The 23,807-nt window shown below is 75.1% G+C and carries 19 protein-coding genes and 4 tRNA genes; 14 read left to right on the top strand and 9 right to left on the bottom strand.

Translation table 11 applies throughout. The annotated features are described in order from the left end of the window. Positions 1-23: 23 nt before the first annotated feature. Entirely contained in the window at positions 24-2,039 is a 2,016-nt protein-coding gene (thrS, locus tag KJP73_RS04835) for a threonine--tRNA ligase (protein ID WP_213281656.1), read from the bottom strand. Between the two features lie 85 nt (positions 2,040-2,124). Beyond that, a complete protein-coding gene (locus KJP73_RS04830; RefSeq protein ID WP_213281655.1) occupies positions 2,125-2,673 on the bottom strand; it encodes a CGNR zinc finger domain-containing protein in 549 nt (182 codons plus the stop codon). Between the two features lie 95 nt (positions 2,674-2,768). Here KJP73_RS04830 and KJP73_RS04825 point away from each other — a divergent pair, with 95 nt between their 5' ends. Continuing rightward, positions 2,769-3,242 (top strand): DUF664 domain-containing protein, encoded by a 474-nt coding sequence (locus KJP73_RS04825; protein ID WP_213281654.1) that lies wholly within the window; start codon positions 2,769-2,771, stop codon positions 3,240-3,242. Beyond that, the gene (locus KJP73_RS04820; RefSeq protein ID WP_213281653.1) at positions 3,239-4,435 is read left to right on the top strand and encodes a MalY/PatB family protein; all 1,197 of its coding nucleotides are present in this window, start codon (positions 3,239-3,241) and stop codon (positions 4,433-4,435) included. The genes KJP73_RS04825 and KJP73_RS04820 overlap by 4 nt, the downstream gene beginning before the upstream one ends. Positions 4,436-4,521: 86 nt before the next feature. On the opposite strand, the gene KJP73_RS04815 is transcribed toward KJP73_RS04820, so the two are convergent. Beyond that, a tRNA-Val gene (locus KJP73_RS04815) sits at positions 4,522-4,593 on the bottom strand. Positions 4,594-4,841: 248 nt separating this feature from the next. Here KJP73_RS04815 and KJP73_RS04810 point away from each other — a divergent pair. Next, positions 4,842-5,270, top strand: a complete 429-nt coding sequence (locus KJP73_RS04810; protein ID WP_213281652.1) for an SsgA family sporulation/cell division regulator — start codon at positions 4,842-4,844, stop codon at positions 5,268-5,270. Positions 5,271-5,285: 15 nt separating this feature from the next. Here the strand turns inward: KJP73_RS04810 and KJP73_RS04805 are convergent, their stop codons facing one another. Both KJP73_RS04805 and KJP73_RS04800 read right to left on the bottom strand, forming a co-directional pair. After that, positions 5,286-6,122 (bottom strand): aminotransferase class IV, encoded by an 837-nt coding sequence (locus KJP73_RS04805; protein WP_213281651.1) that lies wholly within the window; start codon positions 6,120-6,122, stop codon positions 5,286-5,288. Between the two features lie 5 nt (positions 6,123-6,127). Next, entirely contained in the window at positions 6,128-7,246 is a 1,119-nt protein-coding gene (locus KJP73_RS04800; RefSeq protein ID WP_213281650.1) for a chorismate-binding protein, read from the bottom strand. A gap of 185 nt (positions 7,247-7,431) precedes the next feature. Between KJP73_RS04800 and KJP73_RS04795 the strand changes: the two genes are divergently transcribed. The 3 genes from KJP73_RS04795 to KJP73_RS04785 all read left to right on the top strand — a co-directional run bounded on the left by KJP73_RS04795 (position 7,432) and on the right by KJP73_RS04785 (position 7,712). Then, positions 7,432-7,503 (top strand) — tRNA-Gly (locus KJP73_RS04795). 52 nt (positions 7,504-7,555) lie between these two features. Next, positions 7,556-7,626, top strand: a tRNA-Cys gene (locus KJP73_RS04790). 11 nt (positions 7,627-7,637) lie between these two features. Beyond that, positions 7,638-7,712 (top strand) — tRNA-Val (locus KJP73_RS04785). Positions 7,713-7,834: 122 nt separating this feature from the next. Here KJP73_RS04785 and KJP73_RS04780 read toward each other — a convergent pair. Together KJP73_RS04780 and KJP73_RS04775 are read right to left on the bottom strand one after the other, a co-directional pair. After that, positions 7,835-10,843, bottom strand: a complete 3,009-nt coding sequence (locus tag KJP73_RS04780) for a cellulase family glycosylhydrolase (protein WP_213281649.1) — start codon at positions 10,841-10,843, stop codon at positions 7,835-7,837. Between the two features lie 549 nt (positions 10,844-11,392). Then, positions 11,393-12,724: a DUF1254 domain-containing protein gene (locus KJP73_RS04775; protein WP_213281648.1), complete on the bottom strand. Its 1,332-nt coding sequence runs from the start codon at positions 12,722-12,724 to the stop codon at positions 11,393-11,395. Between the two features lie 200 nt (positions 12,725-12,924). Here KJP73_RS04775 and KJP73_RS04770 point away from each other — a divergent pair, with 200 nt between their 5' ends. Together KJP73_RS04770 and KJP73_RS04765 are read left to right on the top strand one after the other, a co-directional pair. Further along, complete coding sequence (locus tag KJP73_RS04770) at positions 12,925-13,422, top strand: DUF1269 domain-containing protein (protein ID WP_213281647.1); 498 nt, start codon at positions 12,925-12,927, stop codon at positions 13,420-13,422. Between the two features lie 29 nt (positions 13,423-13,451). Beyond that, positions 13,452-14,120: a GAP family protein gene (locus KJP73_RS04765; RefSeq protein WP_213281646.1), complete on the top strand. Its 669-nt coding sequence runs from the start codon at positions 13,452-13,454 to the stop codon at positions 14,118-14,120. 6 nt (positions 14,121-14,126) lie between these two features. Here KJP73_RS04765 and KJP73_RS04760 read toward each other — a convergent pair whose 3' ends face one another. Further along, entirely contained in the window at positions 14,127-16,736 is a 2,610-nt protein-coding gene (locus KJP73_RS04760) for a LuxR C-terminal-related transcriptional regulator (RefSeq protein WP_213281645.1), read from the bottom strand. 274 nt (positions 16,737-17,010) lie between these two features. Here KJP73_RS04760 and KJP73_RS04755 point away from each other — a divergent pair, with 274 nt between their 5' ends. Further along, complete coding sequence (locus KJP73_RS04755; protein ID WP_213281644.1) at positions 17,011-18,330, top strand: DUF1254 domain-containing protein; 1,320 nt, start codon at positions 17,011-17,013, stop codon at positions 18,328-18,330. 10 nt (positions 18,331-18,340) lie between these two features. Continuing rightward, positions 18,341-20,047: a SulP family inorganic anion transporter gene (locus tag KJP73_RS04750; RefSeq protein ID WP_213281643.1), complete on the top strand. Its 1,707-nt coding sequence runs from the start codon at positions 18,341-18,343 to the stop codon at positions 20,045-20,047. 2 nt (positions 20,048-20,049) lie between these two features. On the opposite strand, the gene KJP73_RS04745 is transcribed toward KJP73_RS04750, so the two are convergent. After that, positions 20,050-20,256: a hypothetical protein gene (locus KJP73_RS04745; protein WP_213281642.1), complete on the bottom strand. Its 207-nt coding sequence runs from the start codon at positions 20,254-20,256 to the stop codon at positions 20,050-20,052. A gap of 134 nt (positions 20,257-20,390) precedes the next feature. Here KJP73_RS04745 and KJP73_RS04740 point away from each other — a divergent pair, with 134 nt between their 5' ends. The 4 genes from KJP73_RS04740 to KJP73_RS04725 all read left to right on the top strand — a co-directional run bounded on the left by KJP73_RS04740 (position 20,391) and on the right by KJP73_RS04725 (position 23,793). Then, complete coding sequence (locus KJP73_RS04740) at positions 20,391-22,082, top strand: alpha/beta hydrolase (protein ID WP_213281641.1); 1,692 nt, start codon at positions 20,391-20,393, stop codon at positions 22,080-22,082. 105 nt (positions 22,083-22,187) lie between these two features. Next, positions 22,188-22,685: a DUF1269 domain-containing protein gene (locus tag KJP73_RS04735; protein ID WP_213281640.1), complete on the top strand. Its 498-nt coding sequence runs from the start codon at positions 22,188-22,190 to the stop codon at positions 22,683-22,685. 115 nt (positions 22,686-22,800) lie between these two features. Continuing rightward, the gene (locus tag KJP73_RS04730) at positions 22,801-23,283 is read left to right on the top strand and encodes a DUF1269 domain-containing protein (RefSeq protein ID WP_213281639.1); all 483 of its coding nucleotides are present in this window, start codon (positions 22,801-22,803) and stop codon (positions 23,281-23,283) included. 12 nt (positions 23,284-23,295) lie between these two features. Beyond that, entirely contained in the window at positions 23,296-23,793 is a 498-nt protein-coding gene (locus KJP73_RS04725) for a hypothetical protein (protein WP_213281638.1), read from the top strand. The last annotated feature ends 14 nt before the right edge of the window (positions 23,794-23,807 follow it).

The following is a 23,807-nucleotide window of genomic DNA, read 5'->3' as shown; positions in this document are numbered from 1 at the left end:
CCCCCGCGTCGGACGTCACGCGCTCAGACCTGCGCGTGCTCGCGGACCGCGGCCACGACGCGCTCCACGGCCTCCGCCACGGGCACGCCGTTCTCCTGCCGCCCGTCGCGGTACCGGAACGACACCGCGCCGGCCTCCGCGTCCTCGCCGCCCGCGATGAGCACGAACGGGATCTTCTGCGTGCTCGCGTTGCGGATCTTCTTGCCGAACCGGTCGTCGGACCGGTCGAGCTCGGCCCGGATGCCCTGCGCGCGCAGCTGGGCGACGACGTCCTCGAGGTACGGCTCGAACGGCTCCGCCACGGGCACGGCGAGCACCTGGACGGGCGCCAGCCAGGCCGGGAACGCGCCCGCGTAGTGCTCCGTCAGCACCGCGAAGAACCGCTCGATGGACCCGAACAGCGCGCGGTGGATCATCACGGGGCGCTGACGGCTGCCGTCGGGGGCGGTGTACTCGAGCTCGAACCGCTCGGGCAGGTTGAAGTCCAGCTGGATGGTGGACATCTGCCAGGTGCGGCCGATGGCGTCCTTCGCCTGCACGGAGATCTTCGGGCCGTAGAACGCGGCGCCGCCCGGGTCGGGGACCAGCTCGAGGCCGGACTCGGTGGCGACCTGGCGCAGCGTCTCGGTCGCCTCCTCCCACGCGGCGTCCTCGCCGACCGACTTCTCGGGATTCCGGGTCGACAGCTCCAGGTAGAAGTCGTCGAGGCCGTAGTCCTTGAGCAGGTCGAGGACGAAGGTGAGCAGGCTCGTGAGCTCGCCCTTCATCTGCTCGCGGGTGCAGTAGATGTGCGCGTCGTCCTGCGTGAAGCCGCGGGCGCGGGTCAGGCCGTGCACGACGCCCGACTTCTCGTAGCGGTAGACCGTGCCGAACTCGAACAGCCGCAGCGGCAGCTCGCGGTAGGACCGGCCGCGGGAGTCGAAGATCAGGTTGTGCATCGGGCAGTTCATCGGCTTGAGGTAGTAGTTCTGCCCCGCGCGCTTGATGTTGCCCTCGGCGTCGCGCTCCTCGTCCAGCTGCATGGGCGGGTACATGCCGTCCGCGTACCAGTCCAGGTGGCCGGAGATCTCGAACAGCTGCTGCTTGGTGATGTGCGGGGAGTTGACGAACGAGTAGCCCGCCTCGACGTGCTTGCGCCGCGAGTACTCCTCCATCTCCATGCGGATGATGCCGCCCTTGGGGTGGAACACCGCGAGGCCCGAGCCGATCTCGTCCGGGAACGAGAACAGGTCGAGCTCGGCGCCGAGCCGGCGGTGGTCGCGCCGCTCGGCCTCGGCCACGCGGTCCAGGTACGCCTTCAGCTCGTCCTTGGTCGGCCAGGCGGTGCCGTAGATGCGCTGCAGCTGCGGGTTCTTCTCGGACCCGCGCCAGTACGCCGCCGCCGACCGGGTCAGCTGGAAGCCGTTGCCGAGCAGCTTGGTGCTGGGCAGGTGCGGGCCGCGGCACAGGTCCTGCCAGACGACCGCCTCGGACTCCCGGCCCGCGCCGCGCACGTTCTGGTAGTAGGTGAGGCCGCCGGAGCCGACCTCGACCGACGCGCCCTCGCCCGCGGTCTCCGCGGTGGACTTCAGGCCGATCAGCTCGAGCTTGTACGGCTCGTCGGCGGCGAGCGCGCGCGCCTCGTCGTCCGTGACCTCGACGCGCCGGAAGGTCTGCCCCTCGCGGACGATGCGGGTCATCACCTTCTCGAGCGCCTTGAGGTCCTCGGGGGTGAACGGGGTCTCGACGTCGAAGTCGTAGTAGAAGCCGTCGGTCACGGGCGGGCCGATGCCGAGCCGCGCCTTCGGGTTGACCTCCTGCACGGCCTGCGCCAGCACGTGGGCGGCGGAGTGGCGCAGGACGGCCAGGCCGTCGGGCGAGTCGATGGTCACGGCCTCGACGACCGCGCCGTCGGGCAGCGGGCGGGACAGGTCCCACAGCTCCCCGTCGACCCGGGCCACGACGACCTCGCGGCGGGCGGAGAAGAGGTCCGTGCCCGTCGTCCCCGCCTCGGCCGTGGTGCTGGTGCCGTCGACGGTGAGGGTGATGAGCTCGGACACTGCGGGGTCTCCTCGGGTCGGCCCGCACCTGGCGCGCGGGATCCGGGTCGATGCTACCGACCGGTCACCCGCTCCCGTGCGGACGTCAGGTCGCGGCGCGCGCCCGGCGCCGCTCCCGGTAGGCCGCGGCCTTGACCCGGTTGCCGCACTCCTCCATGCCGCACCACTCCCGGCGGTGCCCGCGCGAGCGGTCGAGGTACACCCGGGTGCACGCCGGCCGGCCGCACTCCTTCAGCTGCTCCGGACCGGCACCCGCCACGACCGCGATCGCGGAACGGGCCACCGAGGACAGCGCCTGCGCCACGGAGCCGCGCGCCTCGAGCCGCCCGTCGACCAGGGCCGGCGTGACGGGCGGGACCGCGGCGGACCGGTTGAGGTCCGCGACCGCGTCGTCCGGTGGCGGTCCACCCGCGAGCACGGAGGCCACGACGCGGTAGACCGTTTCCCGCAGCCGGAGGGCCGCACGCAGCTCGTCCGGGGTCGCGGCCGACGCGCTCGTGAGCGTCCCGGACTCCACGAGCCAGGCGTCGAGCGCGGCCGGGCCGACGAGCAGCTCCTCCGGCTCGGCGCTGCGGCGCCACTTGAGCGTCCCGATGAAGTCGAGGGCGGGGTCCCCGCTGACGAACACGTGCACGTCACCATCTTGACCGGTGACGCCCTCGTCCGCAACGGTGTCACCTGTCAGACCGGTGACGCGCACCGGTCGCGGACGAGGAGGCCGAGGCACGGATGATCACTCCCGAGGAGTACTGCTACTTCGCCGACCGGGCGCTCGACGGCATGGCGGCGATCGTGGCCGGGCTCGGCGACGAGCTCAGCACCCGGCGCCCCGCCCTGCCGGGCGCCAACACCCCGTACGGGCTGCTCACGCACTGCCTCGGGGTCGTCGAGGCGTGGGCCGGGCACCTCGTGCACGGACGGCCGGTGGAGCGGGACCGCGACGGCGAGTTCCGGGCCACGGGGCCGGTCGCCCCGCTGCTCGCCCGCGTCGGGCAGGTCCAGGCCCAGCTGGCGCTCGACGTGGCCGCCGCGACACCGGGCGACCCGCTGCGCGCCACGCCGCCGGCCTGGTTCGAGGGCCCCGACCGCGAGCTCACCCAGGGCGCCGCGCTGCTGCACGTCTACGAGGAGCTGGCCCAGCACCACGGGCAGATGCAGCAGATCCGGGACCTCCTGCTCGCCGAGGCGGGGGTGCGGGCATGACCGCCGACCGCACGGCCTTCGAGGTGGACCCCGCGCGGCTGCGGGCCGGCGTCGGCGTCAAGTGGGGCGCCGTCGACACGGACGTCCTGCCGGCCTGGGTCGCCGACATGGACTTCGCCGCGCCTCGCGTGGTCCGCGACGAGGTCGCCGACGCGGTGGCGCGCAGCGACCTGGGCTACCCGTTCTGGCCGGGCGGCGACCCCGTCGTGCTCGCGTTCGAGGAGCGCATGCGCGCCCGGCACGGCTGGGACCCCGCGCCCGGGGTGACCCGCGTCTTCACCGACGTCCTGCAGGTCCTCCAGGTGGTGGTCGAGCACGCCACGGCCCCCGGGGACGGCGTGGCCGTGCTCGTGCCCAGCTACCCGCCGTTCCTCGCGTCGATCGAGCGCGCCGGCCGGCGGGTCGTGCCCGTGCCGATGGTCGACGACGGCGCCGGGTGGACGTTCGACGCCGACGGGCTCGCCGGGCGCCTCTCCGACGCCGGGGTCCGGCTCCTGGTGCTCGTGGACCCGCACAACCCCACCGGCCGCGTGCTCACCCGCTCCGAGCTCCGCCGGCTCGCCGACGTCGCCGAGGAGCTCGACCTCGTGGTGCTCGCCGACGCGATCCACGCCGACCTGACCTACGACGGGCACGAGCACGTCCCGTTCGCGTCGCTCGGGCCGGACGCCGCCGCGCGGACCGTCACAACGACGTCGGCCACGAAGGCGTTCAACATCGCCGGCCTGCGGTGCGCGGTCGCGCACGTCGGCGACGCCCGCGTCCGGCGCCGCCTCGACGCGCAGCCGCTCGACGTCTTCGGCACCCCCAGCACGCTCGGGCACCTCGCGACGGTCGCCGCCTGGCGGCACGCGGACCAGTGGCTGGAGCAGCTCCGGGCCGTCCTGCACGCCAACCGGGCCACAGTCGTCGCGTGGGCGGCGGACCAGCCCGGCGTGCGCCTGCACGCCCCTCAGGCGACGTACCTGGCGTGGCTGGACCTGGCCGGCACCCCCCTGGGGCAGCACGACCCCGCGGCGGAGCTGCTGCGGCTCGGCCGGGTGCAGCTGAGCCAGGGCGCGGAGTTCACCCAGCACACGGACGTGGACGCGCGGTCGTTCGCGCGGCTCAACTTCGCGACGAGCCCGGAGCAGCTCGTGCAGCTGCTGGAGCGCGTCGAGGCGGGGATCGCCGCCGCCGGCCGCCGGTCCTGACGCGGGCGTCCCGTGGGACGGGCGTCCCGTGGGACGACGAAGGGCCCCGCACCTGCGACGGCAGGTGCGGGGCCCTTCGGACCGGGTGGGCGATACTGGGTTCGAACCAGTGACCTCTTCGGTGTGAACGAAGCGCGCTACCACTGCGCCAATCGCCCGGCGGTTGAGAACTCTACCCGAACCGGGGCCCAACTCCGAAACCGGCCCGGACCGGCCGCTCGCCGGGCGTGGGCACGGCGTCAGCAGCACGATCGTCCCGGCGCAACCCGACCCCTACGGCCGCACCGCCGCTCTTCTGAGGCGTCCCACCGGGTGAAAGTCGACGCCGCACCCCCTCGCCCGGGCCGGCGGCTGTCATGATGGACGTCTCGCGTGACGTGTGTGGATGTGTGTGAAGGAGGATGCGGTGGCCCAGCGCTCGTACGACGTCGTCGAGTCCGTCGCCATGCAGCTCATCAGCTCCGATGCCAGCGTCCTGCCTGTCACCGCCGAGCTGTCGTACCGCGTGAGCGACCCGTACACGGTGCGTGCCGTGTTCACCAGCCCGCAGTCCACGTCGGTGTGGCTGCTCGGCCGCGAGCTCCTGCTCCAGGGCATGCTCGCGGACGCCGAGGACCCGGCCGGCAGCGGGGACGTGCAGGTGTGGCGGGACGAGGACCCGCTGTTCACCCTGATCTCGCTGACCGGCATCGAGGGCAGCGCGCTGCTCGCCTCCCCGTCGGAGCCGCTCGAGCGGTTCCTCACCGCGACCGAGCAGCTGGTGGCGCTCGGGACCGAGAGCGACCGCATGGAGGGCGAGATCGCCGCCCTCATCGCGGCGCTCCTCACCGCCTGACCCTCTCCGACCCGTTCACGGGTCGAGGTCGTCGGCCGCGCGCCGGCGGAACAGCCGCTCGACCTCGGTGGTCAGACCCCCGACCTCCACGGGGGTCCCGTCGAGCACCCGCACGCCCGCGAACCCGCGCAGGGAGCCGCTGAGCGCGAGCCCCGCGGAGCCCGCGGACACGTCGTCCAGCACCGTCCATGGCAGCTCCCCGGCCCGCGCCTCGCGCACCGGCAGCCCGGCGTCCGCCGCCCACTCCAGCACGAGGGCCCGCGTCACTCCGGGCAGGCAGCCCGATCCCGCCGGCGGGGTCAGCAGCTCGCCGTCGCGGTCCACGAAGACGTTGGAGCCGGTGCCCTCGCAGAGGTCGCCGCGCGTGTTCGCGAGCACCGCCTCGTTGCCGCCCGCGCGGGTCGCCGCCGCCAGGGCCAGGACGTCGGCGGCGTAGGACGTCGACTTGTGCCCGGCGAGCGGCGACCGCTCGTTGCGCACCCACGCCGACCGCACGACGTGCGCGGGCCCGCGCACCGGCGCTGGTCCGGCCGTCACGACCAGCGTCGGGCGCGCCGCGTCGGGCGCTCCAGGGCTCACGGTGACGCGCAGCCGCCCGACCTCCGCGCCGCCCGCCGCCAGCACGGCCCCCACGGCGCCGCGGACCTCGTCCTCGTCGACGGCCGGGAGGTCGAGGGCGCGCAGCGACGCCGCCAGCCGGTCGAGGTGCCGGGTGAGGGCGAACGCGTGCCCGTCGACCACGGCGCAGGTCTCGAAGACGCCGAGCCCGGTGGTGAACCCCGCGTCGGCGCCGGCCAGCACCGGCTCGGAGGCGTCACGGAGCCGGCCCCCCGACCACAGCACGCTCGCCACGGCGGTCAGTCTCCCACCGGGCCGGACGCCAGGCCCACGAGCCGCGCGGCCTTCAGCTCGGTCTCCGCCCACTCCGCCGCGGGGTCGCTCCCCCACGTGATCCCCGCCCCCGTGCCGAACCGCAGCACGCCGTCGCGCCACACGAACGTCCGGATCCCGACGGCGAGCTCCGCGCGCACCGACCCGTCGTCGGCGACCTCCACCCACCCGACCGCCCCGCAGTACGGGCCGCGGGGCACCGGCTCCAGCCGCCGGATCGTGCCCAGCGCCGCGACCTTCGGCGCACCGGACACCGACCCGGGCGGGAACGTCGCACCGAGCAGGCGCGCCCAGAGGTCCGCGCCGTCACGCACGTCCGCGGTCAGCCGCCCCCGCACCGTGGAGACCAGGTGCACGAGGCCGGGGTGCTCCTCCACGCCGAGCAGCGTCGTCACCTCCACGGTGCCGGGCTCGCACACCCGCTGCAGGTCGTTGCGCACGAGGTCCGTGATCATCACGTTCTCCGCGCGGTCCTTCGCCGTGAGCCCGTCCGCGGTCGCGGCGGTGCCCTTGATCGGCGCGGAGGTCACCCAGCCGTCCTCGACCCGCAGGAACAGCTCCGGGGACGCGGTCACGACCCACACGGGCGGCACCGCTCCCCCGGCCGGCACGTGCACGCCCCCGGCGAACGGCGCCGGGTTGCCCGCCGCGAGCCGCGCCCCCAGGGCCGCCGCGTCGGGCTCGGTGCCGTCCCGCACCGGCAGCGGCGCGCTCAGCACCCGGCAGAGGTTCGCCTGGTAGACCGTGCCGGCGCGGATCGTCGCCCGGACGTCCTGCACCGCGTCGACGTACGCGTGCTCGTCCAGCGACGACTCCCACGTGCGGGGACCGGGCCCGGTCCAGCGGCCCGGCCGGGGTGCGCCAGGGCCGGACGTCCGGAACCGCCACGCGGCCACGGGACCCTCGAAGTCGCCCACCAGTACCCAGGAACCCGGCTCCCGCAGGCGCCCCGGCTCCTGCTCGACGTCGGGCACGTGCTCCACGGGGTCCCGGAGCAGCCGTCCGCCGAACCACGCGACGCCCGCGGCGGGCGACGTGCTGGACGCGCTCGGCGCACGCGCGGGAGGGGTCGTGTCGGTCGGCACAGCGACACGGTAGCGAGGCCGCCCGGCGTCCGTGACGGCTCGCCGGAGGCCGCGCCACGCCGTCCGACCCGCGTGATCGCGCGGAACTCCACCGGTGTGAGAGCCCGGTTTGGTTCTCGCCTCAGGAGTCGGCTAGAGTTCTCGACGCACCCGGAAAGCCGGTGAAAACCGGTGGAACGTGGCGCGCGGACGTGGCTCAGTGGTAGAGCATCACCTTGCCAAGGTGAGGGTCGCGGGTTCGAATCCCGTCGTCCGCTCGGAGGCAGACTCCCGGCCGACCGCATCGGTCGCTGAGGACTGAGGTCTCAGGGTGGAGTGGCCGAGAGGCGAGGCAGCGGCCTGCAAAGCCGTATACGTGGGTTCGAATCCCATCTCCACCTCGTATTTGCCCGGGCGATTGGCGCAGCGGTAGCGCGCTTCCCTGACACGGAAGAGGTCACTGGTTCGATCCCAGTATCGCCCACCAGCAGAGCCCCAGGTCACCGACCTGGGGCTCTTGCCCTGTCCGCGGAGGCGACGCTGCGCTCGGGCGGTGCAGCGGTGATCACCACGGGACCTGGGGTGTGACCGAGGCCGCGGCCGGCGGCCCTATCTCGTCATGTAGCCGACCACGTCCACCACCACGTGCGTGCTCGCGCCGTACGGCTGGTCGGTGTAGAAGGACACCTTCCGGTCGTCGCCGACACCCACCACGGCCATGTTCGACACATCCGTCCCGGCCATGTAGTTCAGCATCGAGGTGCCCGGTGGCGCAGCGGCGGCCCCTGTGAACGGGAAGGCTCGCAGGTTTCCCACCGAGGAGGGTCGTACGGCGACCGCGGTGAGCACGACCGCCGTCGCATCAGCCGGGACCCCCGCGTCACTGCCCACGGACAACGTCAGACGCCCGCCTGCAGCGAGTGGCGCCGCACCCCGCGTGTCCGCCAGGCGGACGGGGTCCAGCGGGACGTAGGCGGAACCGTCCGTCGTGTAACCGACGACGTCCAGCACGACGCGGACCGTGCGGCCTGCCGAGGTGTCCGTGACGTAGGTCAGGGCACCGGTGGCAGAGAGCTTGACGATCGCGGCGCCGGCACGGTCGCCCGAGCTGGAGAGGTTCAGAACCGATGTGCCGGGTCGGCGAGCACCGGCTGCGTACACCTGCACGTTGCCGGGGTACCGGGAACCGGCGGCGGTGACGTTGAGGAGGACACCCGTCGCGCCCGCCGGGACGCCGGCACGGCCCGTCACCTGCACCGTCTGCGGGGTGTGCGGGGCCACGCCGTGACGGTCCTCCAGACGCGAGGGCGTGAGCAAGGTGATGCCCGACGCGGGCATCGTGTACCCGGTCACGTCGATGAGCACACCGGCGGCCGCGCCGCGGAGCATGTAGCACAGGCGCCCGGAACCGGACAGCGCCACCATGGCAGCGTTCGCGACGTCCTTGCCGGCCTCGAAGTTCACCGTCGAGGTCTGCGGGGCTGCGCCCGGCTCAGCGCTCCCCGGATCCGGGTAGACGACGAGATGCCCCGGCCCGGTCGCGCGCACGGACGTCACGTTGATCGCCACGCCGACTGCCTCCCCCGGGATCCCCTGCCGACCGGCGACGTCCAGGCAGACCACCCGGCTCGGTGCGGCAGCACCGCGCGAGTCGTGCAGGCGCGTCGGGCTCACCGGGACGAAACGCGCGCCAGCATCGGCGGTGTCCGGTGCGAGCGCGAAGGAGCCGACGTTCCACCCCGCGGCATCCACCTCGAGCCGGATCCGCTGCACCCCCGCGTCCAGGTCGACGCCGACGTCGGTGTCGGTCCACGTCTGCCATCCCGAGGTCGCCGGCACCGAGACCGGCACCGAGGCCCGTGTCGTGACGATGCGCAACGCCGCGGCCGCGCCGTCGGGGCTCGCCACGCGCAGCGTCACGCGGTACCTGCCGGACGCCGGGACGGAGACGTCGTACTCGGCGAAGTCACCGGGGTCGGCCCAGCCGAGGTTCGAACCACCGCCGACGTCGGTCGTCGCCTCGGAGGGCAGACCGCGTACCGCGACGTACGACTCCGCCTCGACGGTGGCGGGGGCGACCGGGATCATCGGCTGCGCGGCCGCGTCCCGGAAGACGGTCTGGAGGGCGGTGTTGGCCCTGAACGCCGACGTGCCGAATCCTGACCACTTGTCGCGGATCACCTGCGCGCTGTCCACGGCCAGGTCGGGCACGGGACGAGTGCTGTCCTGGAACAGACCCCAGTTGCCGCCGCCACGGACCTTGTAGGTCCAGCCCGTCCAGGACGTGTGCAGAGCGTTCAGTCCGTTCAGCCACCGGGAGTACAGGTCGTCGAACCCGCCCATCCAGAACTCGCCGGCGTAGACGGGGACCTGCCACTCGCCACGGTGGTAGGCGATCCGTGCCAGCTCGTCGTCGACGAACCGCTTCATGGCGGTGTGGTCACCCGCCGCCCAGAACGCGTAGTTGTGCGTCTCGTACATGACGTTCGTCCACCCGTAGGCAGACGGCGGCAGGGCGTTCTCCCAGCTGTAGAAGGCCGCGATCACCACCAGGTGGCCCGGGTCGACCTGCCGGACGGCGTCGTAGAGCCGGTCGTAGAGGTCGAACTTGAGCCGGACCTGTTCGGGTGACTCCGCGGCACCAGACGTGGTGAGGGGCTCGTTGAGGAGGTCGTAGCCCGCCACGGTCGAGTTGCCCGCGTAGCGGGCGGCGATCCGCTGCCAGATCCGCACCGCACGGTCCTGGTTCGTGACGCTGGACCACAGCTGGTTCGAGCCCGCCTGCCCGCAGGAGTGCCAGGGACACGCGGCGCCCGGGGCACCGTGCAGGTCCAGGATGACGTACAGCCCCCGTTCAGCACTCTCGGTGATGAGCCAGTCGAGCCGGGCGAAGGCGTCGGCATCCGGTCGCATGCTGCCGTCGGGGCGCATGACCACCTGCCAGTCGATCGGCACCCGGACGACGTTCATCCCCAGACGCCTGATCTCGTCGAGGTCCGACTCCTGCAGCCACGCGTCCTGGTACGTCGCGATCAGGGAGTCGGCCACCGACGTCCCGAACCGCTCGGTCAGGACACGCCGGGTGTTGTACTCGTCGGAGACGTAGACGTTGAGCTCGCTGAGGGACCACCAGTGCCTCGACGGGTCCGCCGCGGTGACGACCAGCTGCACGTAGCGGGCGGTCTGGTAGTCCGTGTGGACGACGACCTTCTGCCCGGCGCTCGACGACGACCCGACATCCCACCACGAGCTGCCGTCGGTGGACGCCCGGACGCGCACACCGGGAGGGGTGTCGCCGGTGCTCGTGCCGGCGTCGAAGGAGATCTCGTCGAACGTCCGCGGGGCGCCCATGTCCACGGTGAACGTCTGGCCCACCGCCTGCTCGCGCCCGGTGGACCACCGCGTGGCGGGGTCACCGTCCAGGGCACGGTCGGGCGCCTCACCGGACTCGGTCGTGCCGGCACGCGCCGACCACCCGGTACGGTCCAACGGAGCCTCGCCGGCCGGTGACATCCAGCCTTCCTGCAGCAGCCAGCCCCCCACGTTGGTGCCGCGCAGGTTCACCACGTCCCCTCGGCCGGCGCGGTCGCGCAGGACGGAGCCGGCCGCCGCGATCATCCGCGAGGGATCTCCCAGCGGTGGGGGTGCCACGGCGCTCGGCAGAGCCGCCGACAGCGACCCGGCAGGGGACGTCCGCACCGGAACGGACCCCCCGTCGCTCGCGAGCCCGGCGGCCGCAGCGGCAGGGCCGCTGCCGATGCCCACCAGGAGCGCCAGGGCGACGGCGACGGCGACGGCGTTGCTCCCCCGACGCTGCCGGAGGTCGCAGACCCACGACCGGGAGCGGAGGCGTTGCCGACCCGACCTCCTGCGCACGAACGGCACGGCGGACACACCCCTGACGGTCACGGAACGGACACCAGGCCAATCGGCAGGCGGCCCACGAGCTGAGCGACCACGCGTGTGACGCGCGAAGCAGTTCGGGGGCCGCACCCCGGCGCTGTCGTCGACACCAGCGCCCGGTCTCGGCGACGTCCGGGGCGGGCGCGCCGGCTCGACGCGAGAGGCGCCGGATCGTGCACGGTGCTCTCCCACCGGTCGCGAGGGCGGTGCTTCGTCACCGCCTGACGTGCACGGCGTGCTGGTCGGCTGTCGAGCCCCCGCCCGCTACCCGACCCGCACGACCGGCGGCAGCCGGTAGGTGCCGTCCAGCACGGGTGCGCGCGGCACGTACATCCGCAGCACCGGCCGGAACGGGCCCTCGGGCGCGGGGAGCCAGTTCGCCGCGGCGTCGGGGTCGGCCGGCCGGGAGTGGCTCATCGTGATCGTGAGGCCGCCGTCCCGGTCGCGGACCAGGCCCGGTGTGCGGTCCCCGACCGAGTACCGGTCGGCCGGGTTGGCCACGAGGAAGAAGTCCGGGACGTCGTACATGGTGACGGACCAGAAGCCGTCGACGGGCGGCGGCGGCGCGAGGGTCAGGGTGTACGTGCGGTCGCCGGTCAGGGGGTCGCCGTGGTCGTCGACGTAGGTCATGACGTACGCGGCCTCGTACGCGTGGTTCCCCCACAGACCCCCCAGGGCGGCCGCCGCGCGCTCCACCACCCGCAGCGTCGGGTCGCCGATGACGAACTCGGGGTCGTCCAGCGCTCCGACCTCGAAGAAGTCGGCGTTGTAGTCGAACGCGTGCAGGGTCAGGTGCCACCCGTTGACCACCGGGCTGTGGCCGGAGGTCAGCGTCGCCTCGAGCACCGCCCGGCCGCGCCGGTGCCCCTCGCGCAGCGCCTGCTGCACCGCGGGGTCGAGCGTGTGCACGGGCCGGTCCCCCGTGAGGCCGAGCGGCGCGAGCGCGGCCTGCCGCGGCCGGTCCCTGCCCGCGGGCGGGAGCTCCTGGGACCACACCCGGTACCGCTCCCAGAAGTCGAGCACCTCGTCTCCGGTGGCGGTGACCTCCGGCAGACCGCGGGGGGACGGCGCGGACGGGTCGGCGGGCGTCAGGGTCGTGGCGTCCTGCAGGGCGTGCACGGCCGGGAGGTCGTCCGGCCCGGAGACGGCCCAGCGCCCGACGACCGAGGCCACCCGGGTCGGGAACCGGATCACCGTCGCGTCGTCGGGCGTGACGCCGTCCCAGTCGGGCGCGACGAGCAGGAAGGCGCCTGCGCCCGTGCCGGTCGCCCGCTTGCCGACGTAGGCGAAGTTGTTCGTCCACGCGTCCACGAGCTGCAGCACGTAGTACCGGCCGGCGGTGTCCGGGACCTCCAGGCGCACCGGGCCGGCGCCGACGTCGATCTGCGCCATCGAGTACACCGTGTCGTTGTTGATGGTGACGAAGGTGTCGTCCGGGCCCGCGAGGCGGCGGGCGTGCCCGAAGGTGTTCCACGACGCGCCCGGCACCGAGCCCACGCCCGTGGTCGCGTACCGGAGCACCTGGTCCAGGTTGAACACGAGCGGGAACGCGTACAGGTACCCCTCGGCCGCCAGGTCCTCGAGCTCGTCCGTCATGTCGCCCCCACGTGGCCTCGCCGTCGTCGCGCCGTGCGACGCCCCGGGCTCGACGCTGCCGCACACGATCCGGCGCGGCCTCATCCGGCGCGGACGAGCCCGAGGCCCGTCGGCGGCCGGTCATCCCACCCGGATGAGGTGCACCGGCGCTGCCCGTGGGCACGCTGAGCCCGTCATCCGGCCGGACGAAGGAGCAGATCGTGGCCACTCTCAGCGTGTGGAAGTTCGAGACCCCGGAGGGGGCCGACCGGGCGGAGCAGGCGCTCATCGCCCTGCAGAAGCAGGAGCTCATCCAGGTGCACGACGCCGCGACGGTGTCGTGGGAGCCCGGGAAGAAGAAGCCGAGGACGCACCAGACCAACAACCTCGCGGCGGCCGGCGCCCTGGGCGGCACGTTCTGGGGGATGCTGTTCGGCCTGCTGTTCTTCGTGCCCCTGCTGGGCGCGGCGATCGGCGCGGCCGCGGGCGCGCTCGGCGGGGCCCTGACGGACGTCGGCATCGACGACGAGTTCATCGACTCCGTGCGCAGCAAGGTCACCCCCGGCACGTCGGCGCTGTTCCTGCTGTCCTCCGACGCGGTGCCGGACAAGGTCGTGGGGGCCCTGAAGGACCAGGGCATCCACGGCGAGCTGCTGCAGACCAACCTGTCCGAGGCCGACGAGGCGCAGCTGCGGGAGGCGTTCGAGGAGAACGTCTGAGGCGACGGGCGGGACCGGGGGAGGTCGCCGTGGGCGAGGCCGTCGGGCAGTCACTGCCCGTCGCGGTGGGTGTGATGATCAGCCCGATGCCGATCGTGGCGGTCGTGCTGATGCTGCTGACGCCACGCGCGCGGTCGAACGCCGGTGCGTTCCTGGCGGGCTGGGTGCTCGGGATCGCGGCCCTCGGGGCGGTCGTCGTGCTCCTGGCCGGCGCGGCGACGGCTGACGACGGCGACACCCCCGCGTGGGCGGCGGTCGTCAAGCTGGTGCTCGGCGCCGTGCTGCTGCTGCTCGCCCTCCGCAGCTGGCGCGGGCGGCCCCGCGGCGGCGCGACCCCGCCCGCGCCGGGCTGGATGCGGGCGATCGACACGTTCACCCCGGTGAAGGCGTTCGGGCTCGCGGTGCTGCTCGGCGCGGTGAACCCGAAGAACCTGCTGCTGGTCGTCTCCGGCGGTGCGGCCATCGCGACGGCGACGTCCGACACGGCGGCGCAGCTCGGCGCCCTGGCCGTGTTCGTGGTCGTCGCCTCGCTTGGGGTCGCGGCGCCGCTCGTGGTGTACGTCTCCAGCGGACCGCGGGCAGCCGCGCTGCTCGACGAGCTGAGGACGTGGATGGTCCAGAACAACGCGGCGATCATGGCGGTCCTGCTGCTGGTGATCGGGGCGAAGATGCTCGGCGACGGGATCGCCGCCCTCTGAGCCCGCTCACAGCAGCCCGCGGTGCACCGCCTCCCGCACCGCGGCCCGCCGGCCGTCGGCACCGAGCTTGCGGTAGATCGAGCGCATGTGGGTCTTGATCGTGTTGACGGACAGGAACAGGGAGCCGGCGATCTCGTCGGAGGTCATCGACGACCGCAGGCAGGCGAGCACGTCGTGCTCGCGGGGCGTGAGCTCCCAGGCGGAGGCGCGCGCGGCGGGCGCGTCCTCCTCCGCGACCAGCAGCCGCGCGACCAGGGCCTCGTGCGCGCTCCCCCACTCCAGATGGTCCGACAGCAGCGGGTGCAGGCTCGCCGCGCGGTCCCGCAGCGGCCGGACGACGCCCTGCGGCGCGGCGGCCTCCAGCGCGCCCTCGAGCGCCTCGTGGGCGGCGTGCTCGTCCTCGTGCAGCAGGGCCGCCGCCGAGCGGACGGCGACCAGCGTCTGCGGCAGCGGGTGCGCGACCGCATCCGTCGCGCTCATCGCGGCGCGCAGGGCCCGCCACGAGCCCTCGCGGTCGCCGACGCGGCGTCGCAGGTCGCTCTGCCAGGTCAGGGCGAGCGGGTCGCCGAACGCCGCGGTGCGCTCGTCGACGAGGGCGAGCGCCGCGTCCGGGCGGCGCTCGAGGTCCAGCTGGATCGCGGTCAGGAACTGCCGGAAGGCGCGCACGTGCTCCGGTGCGTCGGCGTCCGTCCAGGGCGCGTCCGTGACGGCCCGGGCGCGCGCGAGCCCGGCGGCGTCACCGCGGGCCATGCAGGTGATCGCCAGCACGCCGGCGGCGTGCACCGCGACCTCGGGCCGCGCCCGCCCGGCGGCGACGACCGCCGCGCCGAGGTGCTCGTGCGCGACGTCCAGCTCGTCGCGCCAGTAGGCGACCAGCCCGCAGGCCAGGTGCGCGGACGCGGTGATCCCCGTGCCGTCCCACCCCCGCGCCGCCGCCGCCGCGAGCACGTCCTGTGCCCGGGCTCGTGCGGCCAGCAGCTCGCCCCGGTGCGCGGTCGCGAGGCTCTCCTCCGCGCGGCAGCCCAGCTCGAGCGCGACCCAGCCGCGCTGCGCGGCGAGCACCGCGCCGTGGGCGAGCCGGGGACCGGCGGCGGCGTCGCTCGAGTACCGCTGCAGCTCCGCGCGACCGAGCAGGTACAGCCCCAGCGCCCGCGTGCCGTCGTCGAGGTCGACGTCCGCGAGCGCCGCGCGGCCTCGCCGGATCGCCTCCTCCAGCGCGGGCCGGCCGGGGGCCATGAGCGCGTGCACCAGGGCGGTGACCGCGGCGGGCTGCCGGTCGGCGTCCTCGACGCCCGGGTCCGCCGGCTCGAAGGCCCGGGCCGCGGACAGCGCCAGCAGGACGTCCGGCTCGTGCCGCTGCGGTGCGGGCAGCGCCGAGCGGAGCCCGTCGATCAGCGTCACGTCGCCGCGGACCAGCAGGTCCGGCCACCGCTCCCCCAGGATCGACGCCGCGAGGTCGGGGGCGGCGCCCTCCAGGGCGTGGGTGATGGCGGCGGCCGGGTCGCGCGCGGCGACGTGCTCGGCGACGACCCGGTGCGTGTCGCGCACCGCGGCCGGGTCGCGCCGCGCCAGCACGGCGGCCGCGTGGGCGGCGACGAGCGTGTGCCAGCGGTAGACGGGGTCGCCGCCGTCCTCGTCCGCGACCTGCGCCAGGAACAGCCCCCGCGCGACGCACTCGTCCAGCAGCCGGGCCCCGTGCGGGGCGATCGCCTCGGCGAGCGCCGGGTCGATCGCGTCGACCAGGCTGGCCCGCAGGACGAAGTCCGCGAGCTCCGCCGGCAGCGCGTCGATCACCTCCTCCACCAGGTACCCGGTGATCGGCACGTCCCGGTCGCGCAGCTCGCGCATGGGCGCGCCGGAGCCGCCCAGCACACCGGCCGCGATGGCCAGCCGGACCGCGACGGGCCAGCCGCCGGTGAGCTCCCACAGGGCCTGCGACCGGTCCCGCGCCGCCTCGTCGCCGAGCGTCCGCGCGAGGTCGGCGACCTCCGTCGAGGTGAAGGCCAGGGCGTCCTCGCGCAGCTCGGCGAGCTCCCCGCTGAGCCGGAGCCGGTTCAGCGGGACGACGGCGTCGTAGCGGCCCGCGAGCACGAAGCTGGCCCCCGGGTAGCGCAGGAGGGGGCCGAGGACCTGCTGCGCCGTCTGCACCGACAGCAGGTGGATGTCGTCGAGCACGACCACGGGCGCGGGGTCCGGCCCCTCCAGCCCGTCGAGGCGGGCGGCGAGGCCGTCCACGCCCTGCGCCACCGTGCGCGGCGTCGGGCCCTCCGTCGTCCCGTCCCACGGGGCGCCGGCGCGGCCCGTCGCCTGCGCGACGGAGTCCTGCAGCACGCGCGTCAGCCGCGCCGGGTCGTCGTCCAGCGAGTCGAGGGAGACCCAGGCGACCGGGCGGGCGGCCGTCGCGGCCCACTGCACCAGGAGCGTGGTCTTGCCGTAGCCGGCGGGCGCGCTGACCAGCACCAGCCGGTGCCCGGCGACGGCCGCGGCGAGCGCGTCGACGCACCGCGTGCGGGGGAGGACGCCGCGCGGGAGCACCGGGACCCGGATCCGGCCGGCGGGGGTGCGCGGGGGCGCGATCGGGTCGCCCCGTCCCGGAGCACGGCTGCCTGCGACCATGAGTCACGCTCCCCCTGCGTGTCGGGCCCACCGTAACGCCGTTGCCGGCGGGCGTCACCCTCGTGCATCGTCGCCTCATCCGGCGCCGCCCGCCCTCATCCGTCGCGGGTGAGGCGCGCCCACGACGGGGGTCGACCGGACCTCTGGATCGTGGTGCCGCTCCTGCCCGCCGTCCGCACGCCGGTCATGCACACCGGGTGAGGCGGCGTCGTCCCGCGTCGGGTCTGCTGGGGTGACGCGGGCCGGGGTCCCGTGACCGGGAGGGGTGGGGAGCATGGGCGCACGCCCGTCCGGCCCTGGCCGGGCCGACGCGGACGCGGACACGGTCAGGACGGTCGCGGACGCCTACGTGCTCGCGTGGCCGGTGCTGATGACGTACGCGCTGCTGCACGAGCAGGTGGTGGCGGGCTCCCGCCCGCTCGGCGCGCTGACGCACACGCCGTCGCCGTCGGCCCGCGGCGGTGCGCCCCCCTGGGCCGACCCCGGGGTGCTCCTCTGCGAGGCGTGGCTGGACCTGCGCGCCGAGCCCGTGGTCCTGAGCCACCCCGCGGTCCCCGAGGGCCGGTACGTAGGCGTCGAGCTGACGGACCTGTTCGCGCGCGAGGTCGGGCGGCTCGGGGTCGTGCGCACCGGGCAGCACGCCGCCACGTGGGCCGTGGTCGGACCGCGGTGGAGCGGGACCCTGCCGCCGGGGCTGACGGGCGCGCTGCACACCCGATCCGACATCGTGCGGCTGCTCGGCCGGGTCGCGGTGCCCGGCCCCGGCGGGGCGACGGGGGCGGAGGCGCTGCGGGGCGCCCTGCGGCTGGCCCCGCTGCACGAGCTCACCGGGGGCGCTCCGCCGCGCCCCGTCCCCCCGCCCGCCTGGCTGCCGTGGGACGAGGACCGCGCGCGCGGCACGGGGTTCCTGGACTACCTGGCGTTCGCGACCGGCCTGGGCGGCGACCCGGGCCGCGCGGACCGGGAGCTCCTCGCCCGCGCCGCACGGCTGGGCGCGCCCCGCGGCAGCACCGTCCCCGGCTCCCGGGCCGAGCACGCCCTCGTGGCCCGGGGCGTGGCACTGGGCGCCGCGGTCCTCCAGGACGCGCTCGCCCGGCAGCCCAGCCCGCACACGACGGCGTGCGTCGCCGACGACACCGACGGCACGGACGGCGCCCGCCTCGGCCGCGCGGTCTCCGCCGCTCGTGAGCTGCACGCGCCGAGCCCGCAGGAGACGCTGACGGTGCGCTGGCGCGACCTCGACGGCGAGCCGCTCCACGGGGACCGGCCGTACTCCCTGACCTTCCGGCGACCGCCACCGGCGCGCCTCGGGTGGTCGCTGGCCGTGCACGCCGAACCGTCCGGTGCGCCGCTCGGGCCGGGGCCGCACGGGTGGGTGGGCGGCGGATCGGACCCGCCGGACCAGCAGGGCGCGCACCCGCCCGGGCCGACGACGTTCGCCCTCCAGCCGCACCCGCCCGCGGACGCCGGCGGGCACGCCCGCTGGGTCCGCACGTCACCGGGCGCGTTCCGGGTGACCGCCCGCCTGTACGCCCCCGAGCCCGCCGCGGTGCACGGCGAGTGGGTCCCGCCCGTGCTCCGCGCGCTGCCCTGAAGGGACCTCCATGGTGCGACCCCGGGTGTTCCCCTCCCTCGCCGGCTACCGCCGCGCGTGGCTCTCCCGCGACCTCCTCGCGGGGCTGACGGTCTGGGCGGTGCTCGTCCCCGAGTCGCTGGCCTACGCGACGATCGCCGGGGTGGACCCCGTGGTGGGGCTGTACGCGGCCGTGCCGTCGCTCGTGCTGTACGCGGCCGCCGGCAGCTCGCGGCACCTGGTGGTCGGGCCCATGTCCGCGACGGCCGCGCTGTCCGCCGGCGTGGTGGCGGCCTTCCGTCCGGGGGACGACGCCGCCTACCTCGCCCTGACCTCCGCGACCGCGCTCGTCACGGGCCTGCTCTGCCTGCTCGCGGCCCTGCTGCGGGCGGGGTTCCTGGCCGCGTTCATCTCCGCGCCGGTGCTCAAGGGCTTCATCGTCGGGCTGGCGCTGACCATCATCGTCGGCCAGGTGCCCGCGCTGCTCGGGATCGAGAAGGGCGAGGGGAGCTTCCTGGAGAAGTCCGTCGCCGTCGTGCGCGGCCTGCCCGACCTCGACGTCGTCACGACGGTGCTGGGCGCCGCGTGCCTCGCGGTCGTGCTCCTGCTGCGCCGCTACGCCCCCCGGGTGCCGGGCGCCCTGGTGGTCGTGGCCCTCGGGGTCGTCGCCGTGCTGACCCTCGGCCTGCAGGACGCGGGCGTGCAGGTCGTCGGACCCATCGAGCCGGGGCTGCCGCCGCTGGGCCTGCCCGACCTCGACCTGTCGACCTACGGCGAGCTCGTCGGACCGGCGGCGGGCGTGGTGCTCGTCGGCTTCGCGGAGGCGCTCGGCGCGGCCCGGGCCTACGCCGACCGGGCCGGGTACGACATCGACCCGGACCGCGAGCTGCTGGGCATGGGCCTGGCGAACGTGGGCTCGGGGCTGGTGTCGGGGATGGTCGTCAACGGCAGCCTGTCCAAGACGGCCGTCAACGGCGGCGCCGGCGCGCGCAGCCAGCTGTCCGGGATGACCGCGGCGGCGCTCACGCTCGCGACCCTGCTGCTGCTCACGCCGTTGTTCGAGCCGCTGCCCGAGGCTGCGTTGGCGGCGGTCGTCATCGCGGCGGTCGTGGAGCTGGTCGACGTGGCCGCACTGCGCCGGCTGTGGGCGCTGGCGGGGGCGACGGGGCGCGGCCTGTACGGCAACGCCGCGCGGTACGACGCGTACGCCGCCCTGGCCGCGCTGCTCGGCGTGCTGGTCCTCGACACGCTGCCGGGCCTCGTCGTCGGCGTGGTGCTGTCGCTGTTCCTGCTGCTGGCGCGGGCGTCGCGGCCGCACGTCGCCGTGCTGGTGCGGGACGAGCACGGCACCTGGGTGGACGTCGCGCGGCGGGTCGCCCTCGGGCGCGCGCCGGGGGCACCGGTGCCGGGCGTGCTCGTCGTGCGGGTCGACGCGGGCCTGTTCTTCGCGAACGCCGACACGGTGCGCTCCGCCGTCCGGTCGCTCGCGCGCGAGCAGCAGCCGCGGCTCGTCGTCCTGGACGCGCGGACCGTCCCGTTCGTGGACAGCGCGGCGGCGGAGATGCTCGCGCTGCTGGGGCGGGACCTGCGGCGCGCGGGCGCCCGGCTCGTCGTCGCCGAGGACGTGGGGCAGGTCCGGGACATGCTGCGGGCCGTCGCCGCCGACGGAGACGGCCCGCCGCCGGAGCGGTACCGGACCGTCGACGAGGCCGTCACGGCGGAGCGGCCCGAGGACTAAGGTCAGCGCAGCTCGGGCACCCGGCGCAGCTCGGCGATGTCGATGCCCAGGTCCCCGAGCAGCGCCACCACACCGGTGAGCCCCGAGTGGTCCGGCACCTGGCACGAGAGGATCGCGCCGTCCTGCGTCGGGGCGGAGACGATGTCCGCGAAGTCGCGCAGGTCGTCGAGCTCGTGCTCCGGTCCGACGACCCGGATGTGGTACAGCATGGCTGCTCCCGTGAGCGTGCGCGTCGTCCTACGGCCAGCGTGCCGCCCCGGCGCTCCCGGAGTCCTCATGCGCCGCGGGTGACTCCCCCGGCGCGCAGGCGTGCGGCGGTCGAACACCCGGTAGCGTCCGCGGGATGACGGCAGACGAGGGTCCACGGCGCAGACGTCTCCGGCCCCGGCCCCTGCACGGCGGCGGCCTCGTGGTCGGCGTGGTGTTCGCGGTCCTCGCCATGACGCCGTCCCTGCTGCCGCGCGACTGGCTCTTCCAGGGCCTGGTCTCCGGCATCTCGGGCGCCATCGGCTACGGCGTCGGCGTCCTCCTGGCGTGGCTGCTGCGGCGGTCGTCACGGTGGCGTGCGCTGGTCGCCCGCGTCGACGCGCGCGTCCCGCCGCAGGCGCGCCGGTGGGTCGTGCCGGCCCTGTGCCTCGCCGGGGCTGCGGCGCTGCTGATCGTGCTCGCCGTCGCGGCCCGGTGGCAGCGGGAGCTCACCGACGCCATGGGCATGCCGGCCACCACGACGTCCGGCTGGCTGCGGGCGGCCCCCGTGCTGGTCCTCGTCGCCGCGGTCCTGATCGCCGTGGCGCGCGGGATCCGCCTCGTGAGCCGGGCCGTCGCGGGGTTCCTGCGGCGACGGCTCCGGCTGCCCGGGGTCGTGGCGAGCGTCGTCGGTGCGGTCCTCGTCGGGCTGGCCGTGCTGACCGTGCTGAACGACGTGGTGCTGACGCGGGTGCTGTCGGTGGTCGACGAGGTGTTCGCCGCGGCGAACACGGAGGACCACCCCGGCGTCGAGCAGCCGCAGGACGCCGGCCGGTCCGGGTCGCCCGGTTCCCTCGCCGCGTGGGACACGCTCGGGCGCGAGGGCCGCCGGTTCGTGGCGCAGGGCCCGTCGCCCGAGGCGCTCGCCGCCTCCCCCGCGGGCGCCGTCGCGGACCCGATCCGCGTGTACGCCGGGCTGGACACCGCCGCGGACCCCGCGGGCCGGGCCGAGGTCGCCGTCGCCGAGCTCGAGCGGACCGGTGCCTTCGAGCGCGAGGTGCTGCTCGTCGTGACGACGACCGGGAGCGGCTGGGTGAACGAGGCGGCCGTCGAGCCGCTCGAGCTGATGTACGGCGGGGACACCGCGACCGTCGCCACCCAGTACTCCTACCTGCCGAGCTGGCTCTCCTTCCTGGTCGACCGCGTGCGGGCCGAGGACGAGGCGCAGGCGCTGTTCACGGCGCTCGAGTCCCGGCTCGACGCGCTCCCGGCCGGCGACCGGCCACGGCTGCTCGCGTACGGCGAGAGCCTCGGGTCGTTCGGCTCGGAGAGCGTGTACGACTCCCTGGCGGACATCCGCGAGCGCACCGACGGCGTGCTGTGGGTCGGTCCCCCGCACGCCAACGAGGTCTGGCGGGCGCTGGTGGAGCGCCGGGACCCGGGCACGCCCGAGACGGCGCCGGTCTACGCCAGCGGGCTCGTGGTGCGGTTCGCGGACGAGACGGGCGACGTCGGCGTGCCCGACGCGCCCTGGGAGGACCCGCGGGTCCTGTACCTGCAGCACCGGTCCGACCCGATCGTCTGGTGGGGGCCGGCGCTCCTCCTCGAGCGCCCGGACTGGTCCACCGAGCCCGCGCCGGACCGGAGCGGCCCGACGATGACCTGGTACCCGTTCGTGTCGTTCTGGCAGCTGACGTTCGACCTCGTCAACGCGAAGTCCGTCCCCGACGGTCACGGGCACAACTACGACGGGCAGCTCGCGGCGGCGTGGGCGTCCGTGGCCGCCCCGGACGGGTGGGACGACGCGAGCACGGCGCAGCTGCAGGGGGCGCTGGCCGCCGACGGGTGAGGGCGCGCCCACGCGGGTGCCGGGACATCCGGTACGGGTGAGGCGGGGACGCCGGAGGGCGACGACGCTGGTGGCGTCAGTCGCGATCCGGACAAGGAGACCACGGTGGCCACTCTCAGCGTGTGGAAGTTCGAGACCCCCGACGGGGCGGAGCGGGCGGAGGCCGCCCTGCTCGACCTGCAGAAGCAGCAGCTCATCCAGGTGCACGACGCGGCCACCGTGTCGTGGGAGCTCGGCAAGAAGAAGCCGAAGACCCGGCAGTCGAACAGCCTCACCGCCGCGGGGGCCCTCGGGGGCACCTTCTGGGGCATGCTGTTCGGCCTGCTCTTCTTCATCCCGCTGCTCGGCGCGGCGATCGGCGCGGCCGCGGGCGCGCTCGGCGGGGCGCTGGCCGACGTCGGCATCGACGACGACTTCATCGCCTCCGTCCGCAGCAAGGTCACCCCCGGCACGTCCGCGCTCTTCCTCCTGTCCAGCGGCGCCGTGGGCGACAGGGTCTTCGGCACGCTGAGCGAGCAGGGCGTCCACGGCGAGCTGATCCAGACGAACCTGTCCGACGAGGACGAGGCCCGACTGCGCGACGCGTTCAGCGAGACCGCCTGACCAGCACGTGCACGCCCGCAGGACCCGGCGTCCGTGGTCACCCGTCGCGGGTGAGCCGGACGCCGGGCCTCCGGCGGGACAGTGACATCCGCCGGCACCGAACGAGGAGATGGCCATGACGACGTTCACCGCGTGGAAGTTCGACACCCCCGAGGGAGCGGACAAGGCTCTCGGCGCCCTGCACGCCGCCCAGGACGACGGCCTGGTGAAGGTCGTCGACTCAGCGGTGGTGTCCTGGCCCGTGGGCGAGAAGCGTCCCGAGCTGCACCACCAGCACGACGAGGGCAAGCGCAAGGCGGGCTGGGGCGCCCTGTGGGGCCTCCTCGTCGGCGGGCTGTTCTTCGCGCCGCTGCTCGGCGCGGCCGCGGGTGCCGGGATCGGGGCGCTCGCGAAGTCCGTCGAGGGCGTCGGGATCAACGAGGACGACCTCACCCGGCTCAAGGACGAGACCACCGAGGGCACGTCCCTCCTGCTCACGGTGACCCAGGACGCCGACATGGACCGGCTCGGCGAGCGGTTCCACGGGCTCGGCTCCCGGCTCGTGTCGACGAACCTCACCCAGGCGGAGCGCGACCTGCTGCTCGAGACGTTCGGCTGAGCGGCGGGGCGCGTGGCGGGCACCGCGCGGCAGGCGCAGCCCCGGGCGGTGCGCCGCCGCGCCTCGCACCTGTACGGGCTCGTCGTGGCCGGCTCCGTCCTGGCCGCAGCCCCGGAGGCCCTCGGGCTGGCCCGGCTCGCCGTCGTGCTCGCGGGGACGCTGCTCGTGTACTGGGCGGCGGAGTCCTACGCGCACTGGATCGCGCTGCGCACGCACGAGGGCAGGCCGCTGCACCCCCACGAGCGCCGCGAGGTGCTGCAGGACGGCCTGCCGCTGGTGGCCGCCTGCCTCGTGCCCGTGGCGATCCTGGTGGTGGAGGCGGCGCTGGGCGTCTCGACGGGCCTCGGCGTGCGGCTCGCGCTGGTCGCCAACGTGGTGCTGCTGGTCGTCGTCGGGTGGCGGATGAGCACGGCCGGGGGCATGAGCGGGGCCGCCCGGGTGCTGTCCGCCGCCGGGACGGGGCTGCTGGGCGTGGCCATGGTGGTGCTCAAGTACACGCTGCTGCACTGACGTCCCGCGCCGGT

This window comes from Cellulomonas hominis, from assembly GCF_901521055.1.
Taxonomy (GTDB): domain Bacteria; phylum Actinomycetota; class Actinomycetes; order Actinomycetales; family Cellulomonadaceae; genus Cellulomonas; species Cellulomonas endometrii.
The sequence above is the reverse complement of the archived record's forward strand: the minus strand, read 5'-3'. Positions and strand labels throughout refer to the sequence as shown.

Excerpts from the sequence above, each read along its gene's own strand:
- KJP73_RS04740 (WP_213281641.1), top strand. The coding sequence starts at position 20,391 with ATGACGGCAGACGAGGGTCCACGGCGCAGACGTCTCCGGCCCCGGCCC.
- KJP73_RS04745 (WP_213281642.1), bottom strand. The coding sequence starts at position 20,256 with ATGCTGTACCACATCCGGGTCGTCGGACCGGAGCACGAGCTCGACGAC.
- KJP73_RS04730 (WP_213281639.1), top strand. The coding sequence starts at position 22,801 with ATGACGACGTTCACCGCGTGGAAGTTCGACACCCCCGAGGGAGCGGAC.
- KJP73_RS04780 (WP_213281649.1), bottom strand. The coding sequence starts at position 10,843 with ATGATCGCGGCGGCCGGCTCCGTCCTGCGCGACCGCGCCGGCCGAGGG.
- KJP73_RS04825 (WP_213281654.1), top strand. The coding sequence starts at position 2,769 with ATGATCACTCCCGAGGAGTACTGCTACTTCGCCGACCGGGCGCTCGAC.
- KJP73_RS04760 (WP_213281645.1), bottom strand. The coding sequence starts at position 16,736 with ATGGTCGCAGGCAGCCGTGCTCCGGGACGGGGCGACCCGATCGCGCCC.
- KJP73_RS04750 (WP_213281643.1), top strand. The coding sequence starts at position 18,341 with ATGGTGCGACCCCGGGTGTTCCCCTCCCTCGCCGGCTACCGCCGCGCG.
- KJP73_RS04755 (WP_213281644.1), top strand. The coding sequence starts at position 17,011 with ATGGGCGCACGCCCGTCCGGCCCTGGCCGGGCCGACGCGGACGCGGAC.
- KJP73_RS04820 (WP_213281653.1), top strand. The coding sequence starts at position 3,239 with ATGACCGCCGACCGCACGGCCTTCGAGGTGGACCCCGCGCGGCTGCGG.
- KJP73_RS04775 (WP_213281648.1), bottom strand. The coding sequence starts at position 12,724 with ATGACGGACGAGCTCGAGGACCTGGCGGCCGAGGGGTACCTGTACGCG.